The organism is Alteromonas sp. 5NS40-0096, from assembly GCF_057544385.1.
In genome coordinates this window covers 1-18,718 of sequence record NZ_BAAJLQ010000002.1, presented here as the reverse complement: position 1 = coordinate 18,718, position 18,718 = coordinate 1, and the positions used below count along the sequence as shown (strand labels likewise).

The 18,718-nt window shown below is 46.2% G+C and carries 16 protein-coding genes and 1 pseudogene; 5 read left to right on the top strand and 12 right to left on the bottom strand.

Going from position 1 to position 18,718, the window contains the following annotated elements; genetic code table 11:
- Positions 1 to 270 precede the first annotated feature (270 nt).
- The 9 genes from AC27G9_RS06045 to rplU all read right to left on the bottom strand — a co-directional run bounded on the left by AC27G9_RS06045 (position 271) and on the right by rplU (position 5,688).
- Positions 271 to 474, bottom strand: coding sequence for a hypothetical protein (locus tag AC27G9_RS06045; RefSeq protein ID WP_487072111.1), 204 nt, complete (start codon positions 472 to 474; stop codon positions 271 to 273).
- A gap of 122 nt (positions 475 to 596) precedes the next feature.
- Positions 597 to 1,001: a hypothetical protein gene (locus AC27G9_RS06040; protein ID WP_487072109.1), complete on the bottom strand. Its 405-nt coding sequence runs from the start codon at positions 999 to 1,001 to the stop codon at positions 597 to 599.
- Between the two features lie 114 nt (positions 1,002 to 1,115).
- The gene (locus AC27G9_RS06035) at positions 1,116 to 1,595 is read right to left on the bottom strand and encodes a hypothetical protein (RefSeq protein WP_487072107.1); all 480 of its coding nucleotides are present in this window, start codon (positions 1,593 to 1,595) and stop codon (positions 1,116 to 1,118) included.
- 83 nt (positions 1,596 to 1,678) lie between these two features.
- Entirely contained in the window at positions 1,679 to 2,281 is a 603-nt protein-coding gene (locus AC27G9_RS06030) for a macro domain-containing protein (protein ID WP_487072105.1), read from the bottom strand.
- Between the two features lie 17 nt (positions 2,282 to 2,298).
- A complete protein-coding gene (locus AC27G9_RS06025) occupies positions 2,299 to 3,066 on the bottom strand; it encodes a hypothetical protein (protein WP_487072103.1) in 768 nt (255 codons plus the stop codon).
- 126 nt (positions 3,067 to 3,192) lie between these two features.
- On the bottom strand, positions 3,193 to 3,489 hold the full coding sequence (locus AC27G9_RS06020) for a hypothetical protein (RefSeq protein WP_487072101.1): 297 nt from the start codon (positions 3,487 to 3,489) through the stop codon (positions 3,193 to 3,195).
- Positions 3,490 to 3,738: 249 nt separating this feature from the next.
- On the bottom strand, positions 3,739 to 4,902 hold the full coding sequence (gene cgtA / locus AC27G9_RS06015; RefSeq protein ID WP_487072099.1) for an Obg family GTPase CgtA: 1,164 nt from the start codon (positions 4,900 to 4,902) through the stop codon (positions 3,739 to 3,741).
- Between the two features lie 201 nt (positions 4,903 to 5,103).
- Positions 5,104 to 5,361, bottom strand: coding sequence for a 50S ribosomal protein L27 (rpmA, locus tag AC27G9_RS06010; protein ID WP_487072097.1), 258 nt, complete (start codon positions 5,359 to 5,361; stop codon positions 5,104 to 5,106).
- A gap of 15 nt (positions 5,362 to 5,376) precedes the next feature.
- The gene (gene rplU / locus AC27G9_RS06005) at positions 5,377 to 5,688 is read right to left on the bottom strand and encodes a 50S ribosomal protein L21 (RefSeq protein WP_487072095.1); all 312 of its coding nucleotides are present in this window, start codon (positions 5,686 to 5,688) and stop codon (positions 5,377 to 5,379) included.
- A gap of 460 nt (positions 5,689 to 6,148) precedes the next feature.
- Here rplU and ispB point away from each other — a divergent pair, with 460 nt between their 5' ends.
- Entirely contained in the window at positions 6,149 to 7,120 is a 972-nt protein-coding gene (gene ispB, locus AC27G9_RS06000) for an octaprenyl diphosphate synthase (protein ID WP_487072093.1), read from the top strand.
- A 183-nt stretch (positions 7,121 to 7,303) separates the two neighbouring features.
- Here ispB and pepQ read toward each other — a convergent pair whose 3' ends face one another.
- Complete coding sequence (gene pepQ / locus AC27G9_RS05995; RefSeq protein ID WP_487072091.1) at positions 7,304 to 8,620, bottom strand: Xaa-Pro dipeptidase; 1,317 nt, start codon at positions 8,618 to 8,620, stop codon at positions 7,304 to 7,306.
- A gap of 263 nt (positions 8,621 to 8,883) precedes the next feature.
- Here pepQ and AC27G9_RS05990 point away from each other — a divergent pair, with 263 nt between their 5' ends.
- Complete coding sequence (locus AC27G9_RS05990; RefSeq protein ID WP_487072089.1) at positions 8,884 to 10,068, top strand: FIST signal transduction protein; 1,185 nt, start codon at positions 8,884 to 8,886, stop codon at positions 10,066 to 10,068.
- Entirely contained in the window at positions 10,065 to 11,456 is a 1,392-nt protein-coding gene (locus AC27G9_RS05985; RefSeq protein WP_487072087.1) for a sensor histidine kinase, read from the top strand. Before AC27G9_RS05990 ends, AC27G9_RS05985 begins: the two co-directional genes overlap by 4 nt.
- Positions 11,457 to 11,462: 6 nt before the next feature.
- On the opposite strand, the gene AC27G9_RS05980 is transcribed toward AC27G9_RS05985, so the two are convergent.
- Positions 11,463 to 13,448: a transglycosylase SLT domain-containing protein gene (locus tag AC27G9_RS05980; protein ID WP_487072085.1), complete on the bottom strand. Its 1,986-nt coding sequence runs from the start codon at positions 13,446 to 13,448 to the stop codon at positions 11,463 to 11,465.
- A gap of 644 nt (positions 13,449 to 14,092) precedes the next feature.
- Between AC27G9_RS05980 and fadB the strand changes: the two genes are divergently transcribed.
- Together fadB and fadA are read left to right on the top strand one after the other, a co-directional pair.
- Complete coding sequence (fadB, locus tag AC27G9_RS05975; RefSeq protein WP_487072083.1) at positions 14,093 to 16,243, top strand: fatty acid oxidation complex subunit alpha FadB; 2,151 nt, start codon at positions 14,093 to 14,095, stop codon at positions 16,241 to 16,243.
- An 18-nt stretch (positions 16,244 to 16,261) separates the two neighbouring features.
- Positions 16,262 to 17,425 (top strand): acetyl-CoA C-acyltransferase FadA, encoded by a 1,164-nt coding sequence (gene fadA / locus AC27G9_RS05970; RefSeq protein ID WP_487072081.1) that lies wholly within the window; start codon positions 16,262 to 16,264, stop codon positions 17,423 to 17,425.
- Positions 17,426 to 17,532: 107 nt separating this feature from the next.
- Here fadA and AC27G9_RS05965 read toward each other — a convergent pair.
- A pseudogene (locus AC27G9_RS05965) lies at positions 17,533 to 18,501 on the bottom strand (integron integrase).
- Positions 18,502 to 18,718 lie beyond the last annotated feature (217 nt).

The window sequence follows — 18,718 nt, the reverse complement described above, 5'->3', positions numbered from 1 at the left end:
TCCGCGAGCGCAGAGATTGTGTGGATTGGTTCGTTATACGGCATTACCGCGCAATGCCTCTAATACCGCTGTTGATTTACCAAAGGCTCTATTGAACCACTGACTTGGAAGATATAGCAGATTATTTTCTTTTGAAATGATGTAAATACCCTGATTTATGACCACATGAAATCCAGTCTTATCTACGATTAATTCGCCTTTCTCGATATTAGGCAACTCATCACGTGTAAAGACAATACAAGCGCCGACTTCTTTTAATAGCCAGAGAGCTCAAGACCTTTTGCATACTAATGTACGGTCATTTTGAATCTGTATAGTTATTGGTAAAGTAGCGTCAAATCTTTGAACGTGCATTACATAACGAGCCGGTAAATCAACCTTTTGCAAGGTAAAACCACTATCACCATCATCTTTCAATATCTCAGGATAAAGTCCTGGATGAAAAGTTCTTTTTAAGCGTTTTGCTAAATCCATCGATGCTAATCTGCGAGTAAAAGCCCCTATCAGAGGCATATAACTGTTGGCGAAAATGTGAAGCGAAGCAGAACTCCGCCAACAGTCAAAAGTCCCAGCCTGCTTTGGCTTTTTATGAATACCTACAAAAGAGATTCAACAATACCGTTTCCATCATCGAGTATTACAACTTCCTTTGTCACCCATTCTAGATTGTGTTGCTTAGTTAGCTTAACACTATGAACCAAACCATTTCCGATATCACTTTGAATCACCAACATCTCTGAGCCGTCAGAATGTGTTGTATGTTGATGTAAAACACCATTTTCGCTAAATTTTTGTACAATTATCTCACCAAATATATTGGCTTTAACTCTTCGAATTAAATCATTATTTGGCTCGACATAATCTCTAATTTCTAAGTGTTTTGGAATGCCATCCCTTTCATAGGTTTCTCCTTCGCCTACTGGTTCAAAGTAATCTTCAACTGAAACTTCGACTTTAAAGATTTGAGAACTTCCTTTTACCTCATACTCTACAAATATCATCTCACTTTCCAGCATTAATAATACTAAGCTAAAGGGTACGACTATGACCCAATAACGGCGAAACCCAGCCGCGTTTGCGTCCCAGCCCCGAAAGGAGTATTTTTGATCGCCTTATTATGTTTGCTGCACAAAATAACATTGTTTGTGCCCTCTATCCGTAAATACTTGCATCACGTGATCCGCGACACACTCTTTTAAAAACCTGTCTACTTCCACCTCATTTCCATCTTCACCTTGCCGCATAAGCACCCATTTAGGAGGTGATAAATCTTTCTCGCGATGCTTCAATGAACTTTCTAGTAAATTAAGAAATAATAGTAATTGTTCTAACAAGTGTTCTGGATTCCTTGAATTACAAGGTATGTATGCGCAAACGCATATTCTTTTTTGGGTCTTGTCGCTAAATCCTCGGAACATATACAACGAGTTATTAATTGAGATTACGGCATAGAAAACTTCACCTAATCCGTCTTCCAAGAAAACTTCAAAATTAATAGAGTATTTTTCTTCGAATTCGCCAACAGAGAATGGAAACTCGCAGATGTAAAACGAGTCGTACATTTTTTCCCAGTTGTCCAAATCAACCTGATTCACTTGGAATTCCTCGAAGAAGCATAACAATTTAATAGTGCGCAAAATACGCGTTTATCTACCGGACACCTTATGCTACCTACTCGTCACGCTTTAAAAAGCTTTCTGTGATTCGCATAGATTTCCTTCGGTGAGGCTATTCTCTGGGTGCCCAAAAAACTTTCATATGCCAATTTCATTTGTAGTGCACACGTTTCTGGCGACATCCCACCAATACCAGTGCCTAAACCAGAACAAACCAAAGTATCGACTCTCTTCTTCGGGTTCGTTGCATTGAACTTACTTATGGCTAGCAATATCGCTCTAAACGCTGAATAGGCATTACATGTTGTCGAAACATCTTCTGGTACTCTCATCGTTGGAGCAACGGCAAGATAAGGCCATTTCTCTGAACCCGTATCAACGAGTAGCGCCGAGCCAACAGGGATTTCCCCATAAAACTCTTTCACTATTGCCGATTGAACAATGCCTTCTATTTCATCACCCAACTCATAGCTGATAATTCGATCCAGGCCACCATCCATATAACCAAAACTATTAGCAGGGCTCACCATGCAATCGGCAGGAATATCAAAATAGTCGCACGAGAGCGCCTCAACAGTATCCTTGTATTGACGAAACTGTGTTCGCCAAGCATCCACTAGAGAAACATCTAGATCGATGAGATATATCTTTTTTGGGATATACAAAGCACCTCCTAACATACCTAGCATGGAACGACTGAAAACACAGAGCCAACCATACTGGCGAGAGTGTTAATAATTGCGCTCGTAACCCTACCCTTGTTAAAAATTACATCGCTTAAAAAACCGAATATCACAGCAAGATAAACAAGATACCCTAAGCCCATGTAATCGTTGTATAAAATCGTATAGAACCAATCTTGACCATAGAGGTAAATGCCTGTCGATATTATGGTTGCGACAACCAACAACACGCTGGGAAGAAACAAATGCGCTACCGCTTTCGGCTTTAAAAACGATACGACGAGTAGAAGAAGGAACATCGACAAGTTTGAACCGAGGAATATTCTAAGATCGAGCTGAAGATTACCCACAATTTCGAGGTATTTGCCTTTAACAACATCATTAAGGGTGGCTTCTGCTACTTGGATGTTCTTGATTCTATCCATATAGCTCGAGGCTAAAGACTCTGACACCGCTCTCTTTTTCTCACAATCATACCCACACATAGCGGCGATGATACTTGCAATTTTATCCGGCAGTTTGGCATCCAAATCAGCCTGTATTTTTTCCTTTTCTAATCCCAACTTAGCAGCAACTTTTAACGCGGCGTCCGTCACTGAGGCATTACTCATGGCGAGTCGCTTACCACGAACTTCCTTTTCAATTTGAGTTTTCACGAAACCTTTTGCGGAGTTTTCAACTATCTCAGGTGACACTAACGTCAGAGAAAAGAGACCGCCGAACAACAATACCCCCATTATGCCTAGTAGCTTTAAAATTGTACTCATACTTCCCTAGTAATATCCCTCGGTCGAGGTCCAGCGTTGTGTTTACGACTGCACAGCGCCGCCGTGTCCTTCACCCTACTGAACGTCAAACGCTACCATAATTCAATAGCTCCTTAGCCAGCTGATTTAAGCTAGACCATTGATATTAAGATGGTCAAATGTTTTTGTACGGATATCAAAGTCTATCGAAAAGAAGCAATTCCCACCATCTCGAACCACTATAAACTCGTCCGTTAGCTCGTCGGTATCGAATTCGTCGATACAAAGCCCATGAATTTTCACTTTTGTTTCTTGCAAGACTTTGTATTGAAAAATGTATTTGTCGAGTGGTAGCAATAACCCAGCAGGTTTAGTACTCAGGAATCGTTCTAACTCCCTCTCTAACGTACTTGTTGTGATGTCTGAAACAGAGTTACCTACCAAAAACCACCTTTTGTCACTATTTAGGCAAGCATGAGCAAATGAGATTTGAAAACACAAAAGGAGTGTAAAAATTTTGACCGTCATCATTTTCCTTATGTATCGCAGCCTTTGAGCTAACACGCTATCACCTTTGCTATCACAGCGCCAATGATTGCTGTGCAGCTGCCGTTCCATTGAGCTTATGACGGCGTTGTTTTGGTCTTGTTTGCCAAAAACAAAAAAGGCCAACAGTGTTGGCCTTTATCATTTTTACTTTTTGTAGACGACTTCTACGTCGTAATCATCTTCGTCCCAATCGTCATCGTCGTCATCCCAGTCTTCTTCCGCTTCTGCGATTGCTTTACTGTGATATGCATCCCAATTGAACTCGACTTCTTCTTCGTTCTTATCGGTTTCCAATTCTGCAGGCAAGGTTTCGATATAGTCCATGATATCGCGGCTTAGCTCCGTCACGCCTAGCTTTTGGAATGCCGAAATGTGGTACGTAGGACCTTCCCAACTCAACTTATCAACAATTGACTGACAAAGCTCTTCCACTTCTTCTTCAAGCATCAAATCAACTTTGTTGAACACTAGCCAGCGTGGCTTAGCAGCAAGTTCCGGGCTGTACTTTTCAAGTTCTTCGATAATGGCACGGGCATTTTCTGCCGGATCTGACTGATCCGCAGGCATAAGATCGACCAAGTGCAACAATACACGGCAACGTTCAAGGTGCTTCAAGAAACGAATACCTAGACCTGCGCCGTCTGCTGCACCTTCTATCAATCCTGGAATATCTGCAATCACAAAGCTGCGTTGCGCATCTTGGCGTACGACGCCCAGATTCGGTACGAGGGTTGTAAATGGGTAATCGGCCACTTTTGGCTTAGCGGCTGACACTGAGCGGATAAAGGTAGATTTTCCGGCATTTGGCAAACCCAACAAACCCACATCGGCAAGCAACATTAGCTCTAGCTTTAAGTTGCGAATTTCACCCGGTGTACCATTGGTTTTTTGGCGAGGCACTCGGTTAACACTGCTTTTAAATCTAGCGTTACCCAAGCCGTGATAGCCCCCTTGAGCCACTTTCATTTTCTGCCCATGACGGGTTAGATCACCCAGCAATTCTTGGGTATCGACGTCTGTTGCGCGGGTACCAACCGGCACGCTCAACGTCAGGTCTTCACCACCACGCCCGGTGCAATTGCCGCCGCTACCATTAGAGCCACGTTGAGCGCGATGGAAGCGCTCAAAACGGTAGTCGATAAGGGTGTTTAAGTTCTCGTCGGCCATGAGGTATACACTACCGCCATCTCCGCCGTCACCACCATCCGGGCCGCCGCGTGGCACGTACTTTTCGCGCCTAAAACCAACGACACCGTTACCGCCGTCACCCGCTTCTACGCGAATTTCAGCCTCATCTACAAACTTCATTGTTTACTCCGCTCTGTGCGTCTAAAGCCAACCTATCACTATCGTATTATAGTGCATTCGGACCTTATCTCACTCATAATTCTTAAGAGGTAATACTTTTTTACACTGACCGTTCAATGCACAAAAATATTACGTCTTCGACACATACAAAAAACCCCGCCGAAGCGGGGTTTTGAAGCCATTCAGCTACGTAGCTATTGCTTATTCAGCAACGATGCTCACGTATTTACGGTTCTTAGGACCTTTAACTTCGAATTGGACTTTACCGTCTTTCAATGCGAAAAGTGTGTGGTCTTTACCGATGCCCATGTTGTCGCCAGCGTGGAAACGAGTACCACGTTGTCTAACGATGATGTTGCCCGCTAAAACAGACTCACCACCGAAGCGCTTAACACCAAGGCGTTTACTTTCTGAATCGCGACCGTTTTTGGTACTACCACCAGCTTTTTTATGTGCCATGTGTTCGTGCTCCTATTATGCGCTAATACCAGTGATTTTCACTTCTGTGAACCACTGACGATGACCTTGTTGTTTACGTGAATGCTTACGACGACGGAACTTGACGATTTTAATCTTTTCGCCACGACCGTGCGTTACAACTTCAGCAGTCACTTTACCACCAGCAACATAAGGTGTGCCGATTTTGATGTCGTCACCATTGCTAACCATCAAGATGTTATCGAACTCTACGCTCTCACCTGGCGCAACTTCGATTTTCTCTAGACGAACGGTTTGACCTTCGGCCACACGGTGTTGTTTACCACCACTTTGGAAAACCGCGTACATATTCTACTCCGCTCTGCGTCCTTTGACGCTATAACTCAAAAACAGGGCGCGAATTGTACGTGAAACATCCCTAGATCACAACCCCGACTTTCACAAAAATCGTCTATTTTTCGCACATACTGTCAAATAGCAGTAAAAAGTGCTGATTTAGTGCCTATTAGAGCTGAATTTGCAGGCATTTTTCTGACTAAAATTTATTTTCAATCAACAAAAATGCACCAAGTTCGATGAATAAATCAGCATATCGAGAGTTTGTGTGATGACTAAATAGCCTGATGTGTGTCGCTATTCTCTGTGTTTTTTGTCGCAAAAACCATCACCTCGTGAGTGCAGCTTGCGCATAGATTGATACTATTTTTTAGCATTCTTGTCGCTTTTTATCAGCAATGGGTGGATACATCAGAATATTCAGGTAAAATCGCCGCAATTCAGTTATCCGCTCAAGGTCGTGAAACCATCTATGAACGTAGAGCAAATTAGAGCCCTAGCCGACGCCGACATGCAGGCCGTAAATAAGCTAATTCAAGAGCAAGTCAATTCTGACGTCGCCTTGATCAATCAACTCGGGTTCTACATCGTTAACAGTGGCGGCAAACGCCTTCGTCCTTTATTGACCGTTTTGGCTGCACGTGCCATGCAGATATCAAGTGACGAACATCACACCCTAGCGGCAATTATCGAATTCATTCACACTGCGACTTTGCTTCACGATGACGTAGTAGACGAGTCGACAATGCGACGTGGCCGCGAAACGGCGAACGCTTTGTTTGGTAATCAGGCGAGTGTCTTGGTAGGTGATTTCCTTTACTCTCGTTCGTTCCAAATGATGGTGAGCTTGCGAGAAATGCGAGTCATGGAAGTTTTGTCGGACGCCACAAATCAGATTGCCCAAGGTGAGGTCTTGCAGTTAATGAATTGTAACGACCCAGACACCACTGAGGCGCGTTATTTTGACGTTATCTACGGCAAAACTGCCCGATTGTTTGAAGCCGCCACACAACTTGCTGCGGTGCTGGCAAACCAGCCTGAAGCCGTTGAAGTGGCGATGCAAGATTACGGCAAGCACTTAGGCACCGCTTTTCAGTTAGCCGATGACATTCTCGATTACGAGGCAGACGCCGAAGAGATGGGTAAAAACGCGGGTGACGACTTAGCGGAAGGTAAACCCACGCTGCCTTTACTTTACGCGATGTGGCATGCGGGATCTGAAGATGCCGAGCTGATCCGCGATGCGATCGAAAATGCCAATGGCTTACCACACTTGGACAAAATCTTGTCCATAATGAATGAAACCGGCGCTTTGGATTACACCAAAAAATGTGCATTGGCTGAATCACAAAAAGCCATAGACGCACTGGCGATCGTACCGCCAAGCGAATACAAAGACGCGCTGATCGCACTGGCTCACATTGCGGTTGAGCGCACTAGCTAATTCATTAAAAACGGCAGGTCACCCTGCCGTTTTTTAAACTTACAACACCCTCATAGCAAGCTAGTAATGGCTTAAACCCCAGTCATCATTAACCCTATAATACCAATTAGAAACCCTAGCAAGCAAAGCAATGGTAAGCAGTGTCAACAGTTCCATGTTAGGTCGGGTGCAATGGGCCTAGCTTTAGCCCAGGCCGTTTTCTCGTGTCATGTTTTCGTTTCTATCGCGATGCACAATAATATTGTCTTCGATACGAATACCACCGAATGGCTTAAACTCGTCAACCCGCCCCCAATTGATGTATTTAGACGCATCAGATGTGCGTAAATCGGCGAGCAAACTATCAATAAAATATAAGCCAGGCTCGATAGTAAAGACTTGTCGCGCCTCTACGGTACGCGTACAGCGCAAGAAAGGGTGAGCCTCAGGTGCAGGTGCCGGTGTACCTCTGTCATCTTTCACAAGGCCACCAACATCATGTACTTGTAATCCCAAGAAGTGCCCTATCCCATGCGGGAAGAAAGTCGACGTTATTCCCTGCTCTACTATGCCTTCGGCATCCAGATTCACAATGCCTGCTGCATTTAGAATTCGGGCGATGCCCATGTGTGCTGAAAATTGCAGCTCACTGTAATTGATGCCTGGTTTTAACTGTTCAGCAAGTTGCAATGTAAGCTGGTCAACCGCCGCTACCAAATCGCCAAACTCGTGTTGTTTACCAACATAGGTTCGAGTGATATCCGACGCATATCCGTGAAAACTCGCACCGGCATCAATCAAAAACGAACGTGACTCACTCGGCGCTTGTTTTTCGTAAACCATGTAGTGCAAGATAGCCGCATTCTGATTGAGCGCCACGATTCCCGTATAGGGTACTTCGTTGTCGCCTTGTACTGCGGCGCGATTGTATTCGAGATTGATGTCGAATTCGCTTTTGCCTGCTCTAAAGGCCTGTTCTGCGGCTTTATGTGCGCCAATCGCAATCTTATTGGCTTGACGCATACACGCCATTTCATAATCCGTTTTAAACGCCCGTTGATAATGCAAATAATGCATTACTCTATCTGGGTTAACTTGTTCAAAACCCAACGCTTTTGCGACTTCAATGTACTCACCGATGTAGGCGTAGTTGTGTTTGTCATAAGGCAAGAACTTCTCGACTGCTTCGGCTTGCTTCAAGTATTTGATATCAAAAAACTCAGTCCAAAATGCCGTTTGCTCAGGTGGTACCTTGTGCCAAAAATCAACAGGTCGATAAAAAATTAATACGGGCTTGTCTACACCGTTTACCACCAACCAACTGTTGGGGTTATCTACCACAGGTAGCCACGCTTTGAATTGAGGGTTCACTTTAAACGGATAATGATTGTCGTCTAAAAATAGGCGTTTATTTTGACCTGAGTGAATCACTAGGCCATCCAATCCTTCTCGCTGTAAAGCTTCTCGAGTGCGGGCTTGTAGCGTCTCTATGTGGGTTTTATAGGATGTAAAATCTTGCAAGGTAAACCTCGTCTTTTCATTGACCTGTCGTTTGAGCCGAAGAGTATCACGGATAGTTCGTCTGCAACACGATTGTGCGATAAATTGAAAGCTCGTCGTATCAGTCTATACGTGAGAATAGGCGAATCGGTGTCATATCGGCAGCGTTGCTATCTACACCTTTTGTCACATTGTATAACCTATTGAATGGGCTATAGTTGTATGCAAAGCCCTCGTCGGTGAATGAAGCTTGGACACATTGCCAAAAAGGAAGGAGTAAGCCTGTGAAGATTCAGTCTGCGTTTGCACAACACAAGAATACTGAGGCGTTAATCGAAAACGTATTTTCACAACTTGATGCCAGTGCTATCTCACCTAGTATCCTATTCGCGTTTTTCAATACTGAGCACGACGTCAATACCATACAACAAGCACTGCATAACAAATACCAATGTCCAGCTCTCCTTGCCAGCTCCTGTCTAGGGGCATTGGGAAACAATGCCGAACAGTTTCACGCACTCAATGATTTGGTGATCTTTGCGCTAGAAGATGCTGATGGTCACTACGGTGTCGGTAGCGCATCCACTAACAATCAATCCCCTCGGGAAGCGGCAAACCAAGCGATGATGGCCGCCTTGGAAAACAGCGATGTGCCATACGAAAGCCCAGCGCTCGTATGGTGTGCTATGCCTCCTGGCAATGAAGAAGAGATGTTGGCAGGTTTTGCCGATGTCATTGGCCCCAACATTCCGGTATTTGGTGGGAGTGCCGCCGATAACGACGTCAGTGGGCAATGGCAACAGGGCTGTCACAACGATACAGGTGAAGACCGCGTCGTAGTCGCGGTGCTCTACAATAGTACGCCCATGGGCATGAGTTATAGTTCGGGCTATAAACCAACCAATAAGGTGTGCGTTGCCACTGATGTGGATGGCCGAGTACTGCATCAACTCGACAACGACACTGCTGCCAATGTCTATGACGCTCTCACTGACCACAGTATTGCAGCCAGTTTAAAAGGGGGGAACGTGTTAGGTGACACCACCTTGTATCCACTGGGCCAAGAAATTGAATCGACACTGGGCATCCCCGAGTACCTGCTCTCTCACCCCGACTCCGTCACCGAAGATGGCGCGTTGACGCTGTTTTCCGAGATCGATACCAATACCCAACTGATAGTCATGGAAGGGAGTGTTGAAGGCCTAGTCGCACGGGCCGAAAAAGTCGTCAACAATGCGATTGGTCTGTTACCTGAAGGCTCGTCTCCCCAAGGGGTTTTGATGATCTATTGTGCAGGTTGTATGTTGACGGTAGACGATAATATCTCGACTATGTTGGAAAAGGTGCGAGCGAGAGTTGGCGATATTCCTGTCGCCGCAGCTTATACCTTTGGTGAACAGGGGCGTTTTCTCGACGGAGTGAATCGCCATGGTAATTTGATGATTTCAGCCGTTGTTTTTGGATCATGAATCAAGACTACGAAGACTTATTAGAACAACTTAACTTGGTATACCGCCTGAAAGAACAGGCGGAGCAATCTCAGCATCGCAGCGACTTGTTTCTCAGTGGCATGCGCGCCGTACTTGAGGCAGATTCAGCGCAAGACCTCTACCAAAAAATGTATGACATGTTTGCTGGTATCGTCCCCTACGACGTGGCATTCGTTCTTGAACAAGACAGTCCTGGTTTTATGCGCTGCACATCGAGCACACAAGACATTCTCATAGACACCGCATGGCCAGTGAACGAGATTCTCAAGAAAGTGATTTCAGGCTCTCCCACCGCAGTGTTTAACGTCAGGCTTCAAACTGGCGCGCCTGAGCTATTGGAGCAAGTTGAACCGGTAATCAACTCTTTGATTTACTGCCCATTAAAAGCGTCGGGAAAAGACGCCGTGATTGCTTTTGGTCACAAACAGTTAGGTTACTACACCCAAGAGCATGTTGGTGTGGTAAAAGGATTTAGAGATTACACCGACCAAACCTTGCTGAGCGTACAAGCAAAACTATTGGCAATGGAATCGGAACAACTTCGCCGAGATAAAGAAAGAGCAGAACAGTCTTTGTTACGGTCTGAGAAGATGGCCTCTATTGGCCTGCTGGCCGCGGGAGTTGCACATGAAATAAATAACCCCATCGGGTTTGTGAACAGCAATATCAATTTTCTCAAAGACCAACTTCCTATGTTGCAAGCCTTCTCAAAACTCATCGAAACCATGGCGGAAAAACCTGACGACACTGAGCGAGTCAGGCAAGTCTGTGAATGGTATGAAGATAACGAAATTGGTGGGTTGATTGGTGAGTTCGACGATATCTGTGAAGAATCGGAAGATGGTCTGGAACGGATCAGCGATATTATCGCCAGCCTCAAAAGTTTTACTCATGAAGATGGCACCATATCTGCCGCGCCCTTTGACGTGGTCAGCGCCATCAAAGATACCCTGATTTTGGTTGCCCCTGAACTCAAACACAAAGCGGAAGTCGAACTGCAACTCGATAACGTGCCCGAAGTACTGGGCAACAGCCGTAAACTGGGCCAGGTCATCATTAATCTGTTAGTGAATGCTGGACAAGCGGTTACCAACAACGGAAAAATCACGCTGTCTACACGAACAGACTCACAACATCGCCGTGTAGTTATCAGTGTAAAAGACAATGGCTGCGGTATCAGTGAAAACGCCCTAGAGCATATCTTTGACCCGTTTTACACCACCAAAAAAGTCGGCGAAGGCACAGGGCTGGGCTTGTACATTTCGTATTCCATCATTGAGGCAATGGGTGGCGAGCTCGCAGTGTCTAGCCAGATAAACGTAGGCACCGAATTTACGATTACCTTACCGGTAGCCAGTCCAGATTAACGTGAGTTAATCTGGTGCTAGCTGTCCACCACCCAAAGCTGGTGTCCCCAAAGTATTAGCCGGCTTTATCGAGCGCTGGGCCAAGTCACTGAACAAATTGGATGGCGAACCTAGTTGTTGTTCATAGATATAACGATAAGCCAATACCGCTTTGACATAACTTCTGGTCTCTCGATAGGGAATGTTTTCTATCCAAATATCGGTTGGTAAAGGTTCGGTTTCAGGTAACCAGTTGATCACCTTTTGCCAGCCTGCGTTGTAACTGGCAGAGACCAAGACTGGGTTGTCGCCCATTTTTTCCGACAAGTACTTGAGGTACTTCACCCCAAATTCCACGTTTTGTTCAGGCGTAAACAAGGTAGAGTTTTTTACGCGGGCCTGATTGATATAACGCGCCGTTCCCGGCATTAATTGCATTAAACCTCTCGCTCCCGCGGGCGAAACGGCATCAACCATAAAAGAGCTTTCCCGCCGCGCAATGGCCATAGCAAATGCAGTGTCCACGCCGTGTACGTCTCCTTGACGAGAAAACTCTGGGGCAAATGCCAAAGGAAAACGCCTGTCTACATCGTCCAAATAACCACTTTTTGCAAACCCAATAATGGCTTGGTCATACCATCCCCATTCACTCGCCAACATCGCCGCCTCACGCAACTCATCTTTGGAGAGATTCGCGACCAGCTTCCGCCATTCTCGGCGAGCTTCCACCCAACGTCCAAGCTGGTATAACTCACGTGCGCGAAGGGCACCGGGCTGGTTGGCTAACTGCGCTCGAACTGTATCGTCTGACGGTGCAGGCATGTGCCTTAATGTCGGCGTTTTTGCTAATCTCGCACTGGCTAAAAATCCATAGTAGCTACGTTCTTTGGCCAGCGGCTCGTACAGGGTATTGCCAGCTTGTGCCGCGTTCAGTTCATCGAGGCTTCGGGCCTTCCAATAACGAAAATTATCAGCGTTTTGCCTAACTGCCGGCGCCTCATTGATTAGGCTGAGTGCGTTACCCCAATCTTGCTGCTCAAGCAAATGAGCTAGATGCCAACGTTTAACATCATCTTGCGCCCCGTTTACGTCTGCTCGCTGCAACCACTCTTGGGCCAAAGGGTCTTTATCTAGTGTGAGGCTCAGCGCAATCGCCCGCAAGATATCCTGCTGCTGGCTTGCCGTGAAATTCGCCTTACTGGCCCACTTCGAATAGCCTTGTATGGCTTTTTTAGGTTGTTGCCACGCCAAACGTTTCAAACCATAAGTGAGAACCTTGCGCTCTTCTTCTGGGAAGCGCAGTGGGAAATTCGCGGTGCGGCTAACATAACTGGCACTGCGACGAGTTTGCCGCCACAAATCCGCTAAATATTGCTGTTCTTTGGGTAATCGACGGCGAAGATACGACATCAGTTTGGTATTACCGCCTTTCGCAACCAGAGCAATGCGCCCTAATACTAATTCAGGCGACAATAACCCTGCGTCCTTCCACTGTTTAAATACGGGGTCACATTCTTTTGGTTGAGACTGCGCACTTAACCACAATGGTGCGATTTGGTTACTCCAACTACTGACTCGCTGGCTATTGGCCAACTGATAGTTGAGGTAATAGCAGGTAATTTTTGTGCCATTACCCGGTTTGTAACTGGCGAGGAAGGCAGACTGATGGTTGTATTTTGCCAAATAACGCAGCCAGCTCTTGCGTAACACATCGGCTACGGGCTGGCCATCATACTTAAACAAAAACTGCTCTATTCGATTGCGTTGGCGAATATGCATTACCCGACGCAAGTAGGCCATTTCTAAGTACGGGTAGAGCGAATAACTTGCGAGATCATCTGCGCCAGCAAGGACAGACGCTGCGCGATTGGTGGGCGCGTTGTTGATGGCCTTTTCGACCTCTACAAATGCAGACTGTTGGGGAGTGAGTTCCGCCCGATTTTGCGCAACTCCCCAAGGGGCGACAAGCAACATCAATGCCCCGAAAACACCATTTTGGAGTAGCGTTGGCATGCTACCCTCCTTTGATACGAAACGCGTATTCCAATTACGCTAGAAACTCGAAAAGACATTGACTACAAAAAGAAGAATGCCGAAGACTGACGCATGCTCAATTTCGCTACCCAAACAATATTGAATAACAACCAAGCACACCCCGTTTGTCAAACATTAGAAAAAGAACGGGTCTTCGTCTAGTCCAACCATACGTTACTCGTCACATATATCCGCAATGTGGCGCAAAAATGGATTTGCGCGGGCAACTTTGAAAATAGCGACTATTATACCTTTACGACGCACTAAGTGGTCGGTTCAGCCAGTGGACAACACACGTATTTAACTCAGGACCCAATTCATCGGAAAAATCTTCCCAATTCATTGCAACGATGGACAGGTGTACGCTGAACGTCCCGTTTTGCCCCGCTATGCTAGGGAGGGCAACGAATCAAGAAGATTGAGTTTCCACTGTGCGCTGACTTGATTTTACTCGAATCATCGCCATGTAAAGGAAAATTGAAACACTCGTTTGAATTTTTAATTGCTTTTTTGCGTGGCATTGACAAGAATCTAGCCACCCTAACACGCTGGTAAAAATGTAAGTGGCACCTGGTCCACAATTTTAATCACCAGCACCCTGGCCATAGCCAAAGGAGACGAGAATGATCTACACAGGCAAGAGTCTAGCTGTCAATCTGTTAGACGATGGTTTTGCCGAACTGGTGTTTGACGCCCAAGGTTCGGTAAATAAATTCGACCGTCAGACGGTCACTGAGCTTGACGAAGCAACAGCTGCACTTGTAGCAAGGGACGACGTTAAAGGTTTAGTCGTTCGCAGCGCCAAATCGACCTTTATTGTTGGCGCCGATATTACAGAATTCACTGGGTTGTTCGCGCAACCAGAAGAAGAAGTTCTTGGCTGGGTAGCCAAAACTTCACAAGTTTTCGACCGTTTCGAAGACCTTCCTTTCCCAACGATTGCGGCTATTAACGGTTTTGCCCTAGGTGGCGGCTGTGAAATGGCATTAGCATGTGACATGCGTATCGCTGACACCACAGCGTCAATTGGTTTACCTGAAGTCAAACTTGGCCTGATGCCGGGCTTCGGTGGTACCGTTCGCCTTCCGCGTTTGATTGGTTCTGACAACGCACTTGAGTGGATGACAACAGGCCGCGATCGCAAGGGCCCTAAAGCCATGGCTGAAGGCGCTGTTGACGCGGTAACTGCACCAGAAAAGTTAGTGACAGGCGCATTAAGCATGTTGGCCGACGCTGCAGCAGGTAAATTCGATTGGGAAGCTCGCCGCGCGGTGAAAAAAGCACCATTACAGTTGAACAAGAACGAAGCCATGATGAGCTTCTCTACTGCTCAAGCGATGGTATTTGCGCAAGCGGGTAAGCACTACCCTGCTCCACACAAAATGGTCGAGACAGTACAGAAAGCCGCAGGCCTTGATCGCGAAGGTGCACTGAAACTCGAAAACGAAGGATTTGTTGCACTGGCAAAAACCGACGCGGCAAAAGCACAAATCGGTATCTTCCTTGCCGACCAACTGGTTAAGAGCAAAGGTAAGAAGCAAGCGAAAGCAGCGACAAAACAATCTTCACTTAACGCCGTACTGGGCGCAGGCATTATGGGCGGCGGTATCGCCTACCAAAGTGCAGTGAAAGGCACGCCGGTTGTAATGAAAGACATCAACCAGGGTGCATTGGACCTTGGACTGAGCGAAGCAGCGAAAATCCTTGGCAAAGGTATGAAGCGCGGTAAAGTTGACGCCGCTAAAATGGCCAGCACGCTGAACGCCATCACACCAACACTTGAGTACTCAACACTAAAAGACGCTGATCTTGTGATCGAAGCCGTCGTTGAGAACCCGAAAGTGAAAGGTATCGTACTGAAAGAAACTGAACAGCATGTAGCTGACGATGCGATCATTTGCTCGAACACATCGACAATTTCTATCAACCAGCTGGCAGAGAGCCTAGATAAACCTGAGCGCTTCTGTGGTATGCATTTCTTCAACCCAGTGCACCGCATGCCGCTAGTAGAAATCATCCGCGGTGAAAAAACGTCAGAAGAAACGATTAATGCTGTTGTGGCTGCAACATTGAAAATGGGCAAAACGCCTATCGTAGTGAATGACTGCCCGGGTTTCTTAGTTAACCGCGTATTGTTCCCTTACTTCGCTGGTTTCAGCCAGTTGCTAATCGATGGCGCAGATTTTGTTGCCGTGGATAAAGTAATGGAGAAAGTCTTTGGCTGGCCGATGGGCCCTGCCTACCTGATGGACGTTGTTGGCATCGACACTGGCGATCACGCAGCAGATGTAATGGCTGCGGGTATTCCTGAGCGTATGGCTCGTTTAGATAACGACCCAGTAACCTTATTCTATAAAGCTGAGCGCCTTGGCCAGAAGAACGGTAAAGGTTTCTATAACTATGGTGTAGATAAGCGTGGTAAGCCAAGCAAGACTGCTGCAGAAGAAGCCTATGCGTTGATGGCTCCACATGTTGCCGACAAGCAAGACTTCGACGCTGAAGACATTATCGCTCGCCTTATGATTCCTATGGCAAACGAAGCTATCCGCTGCTTGGAAGAAGGTATTGTTGATAGTGCAGCTGAAGCAGATATGGCACTACTTTACGGCTTGGGCTTCCCTCCATTCCGCGGCGGTGTATTCCGTTGGATTGAGACAATGGGCTTGGCAAACTTTGTTGCATTGGCAGACAAGTACGCTGACCTTGGTCCAATTTATCAGATTTCAGATGGCGTGCGCGAAATGGCTGCCTCTGGCAAATCATACTTCGCTTAAGACCCGTAGGAGATTCAAATGAAAGAAGTCGTCGTAATAGATTGCGTACGTACCCCGATGGGTCGTTCTAAAAATGGTGTATTCAGAAACGTTCGCGCAGAAGACCTGTCTGCGAGCCTAATGACTGCGTTACTTGAACGTAACCCAGGCGTTGACCCAGCCGAGATTGAAGACATTATCTGGGGCTGTGTACAACAAACTAAAGAACAAGGTTTTAACGTTGCGCGTAACGCTCAATTGTTAACTCGTATTCCACGCACCACTGGCGCCGTAACGGTTAACCGTTTGTGTGGTTCATCGATGCAGGCTCTGCACGATGCAGCGAGCGGCATTATGTCTGGCCGTGGAGATATCTACATGATCGGTGGTGTTGAGCACATGGGCCACGTGCCAATGAACTACAACATCGATTTCCACCCAGGCCTTGCAAAATACACGGCAAAAGCGTCAGGCATGATGGGCATGACTGCCGAGCTACTTGGCCGTCAAAACGGTATCTCTCGTGAGATGCAAGACGCCTTTGGGGCACGCTCACACCAATTGGCTCACAAAGCACAGCTTGAAGGCCGTTGGGCCAACGAAATCGTGCCGGTAGAAGGTCATGATGCAGATGGCGTATTAAAACTCATTGATTTTGATGAAGTAGTTCGCCCTGAAAGCACCGCTGAAAGCATGGCTGCGCTTCGCCCAGTATTCGACCCAGTAAACGGTACTGTTACCGCGGGTACATCATCAGCCTTGTCTGACGGTGCATCAGCAATGTTACTGATGTCTGCTGACCGTGCAAAAGCCCTTGGTTTAACACCTCGCGCTAAGATTCGTTCAATGGCAGTAGCAGGCTGTGATGCGGCGATTATGGGTTACGGCCCAGTCCCTGCAACGCAAAAAGCGTTAAAACGCGCTGGCCTAACGATGGACGATATCGAGCTTGCAGAATTCAATGAAGCCTTCGCGGCGCAAGCACTTTCGTGCATCAAGCAGCTAAACTGGCTTGATAACATCGACGATAAGGTCAACCTTAACGGCGGTGCAATCGCATTGGGTCACCCACTAGGTTGTTCAGGTTCACGTATCTCTGGTACGCTCCTTAACCTAATGGAAGCGAAAGACGTTAACATTGGTCTAGCGACCATGTGTATCGGTCTTGGCCAAGGTATTGCTACCGTATTTGAGCGTGTATAAGCGCTTGAACTAGCGTTTAATAGCTAAGTTTTTAAAAGGGCCTTAGGGCCCTTTTTTGTTGGCTTCGAGTTGTTTTCAACATATCTTTTAATGCTTAATGGCGAGTGTTACTTCAATACTCGGGATAACGGACTCGCCACACCTTGTGCACCTTGCTGGAGTACATGGGTATATATTTGGGTAGTCTTCACGTCTGAATGCCCCAATTGAGTTTGCACTGTTCTAATATCAGCCCCCGCTTGGAGCAAATGCGTTGCAAAAGAATGGCGTAATGTATGAGGCGTAACTTTCTTTTTAATGTCACACTCTTTAGCTGTGTTTCGTATGGCTTTTTGTATGCTCGACTCATCAATATGATGCCGTCTCACACTTTTGTCTTCAGGATCAACAGAAAGTCGAGGAGAAGGAAACAAATAGTGCCAGCCTAACTCTCTAGACGCATTTGGGTATTTTTCGCGCAGTCTATAAGGTAAATAAACACCGGCGTATTTCCGGTTTTCTAAGTCAGCTGCCAAGTAATTTTCAACTAGCGCTATTTGGCGAGTAAGACCCGGCTTGAGCTCTGCAGCCAAAGTAACAATGCGATTTTTTCCTCCTTTTCCATCCCATATCCGAATGGCGTTAAAGTCAAAATCGATGTCTTTAAGGCGTAGCCTTACTGCCTACATCAATCGCAGCCCACTGCCATACAATAAAGAAATCGGTAGTTTCAATTGTGCTGGTAATTGCTCAAAGAGCGAGACCACTTCGTCTTCGGTAAGGACGACGGGTAACTTGGCTTGCCGTCGACTAGAAACAAAATTGAGCTCAAGCGAAAGTGGGCGCTCTATAACGTCGCGATAAAGAAAAGCTAGCGCGTTTAAAGCGCTAGCTTGCGTTGCTGGCGCTACGTTTTTTTCGTTGACTAAGTAGGAAAGAAAAAACGCTACTTCATTATCGCCCATCTCTGCGGGGTGCTTATTTTTATGAAAGCGGATGTAGCTAACAATCCACCCGCTGTAGAGCTCAATAGTACGCTTTGCATAGCGTCGATTCCTCATTTGCTGCACTACCATTTCCATAAACATCGATTTCATTTTCCCACACCAACACAACTGTATATATAGACAGAATTACAATTTTTTGATGCCTCGTAAAATAAAAAAGAAAGATTCCGTCCTTAAGTTCAGTGTATTCAGATACAAAGTACAGAATATTGATATGCGGGAAGTTACGTGAGAAAGTGAAACAATTATTTGAGTGATATATGGAAGTAATCCGCGTTGCATAAAGGATTTTTTCCGTACACTAAAT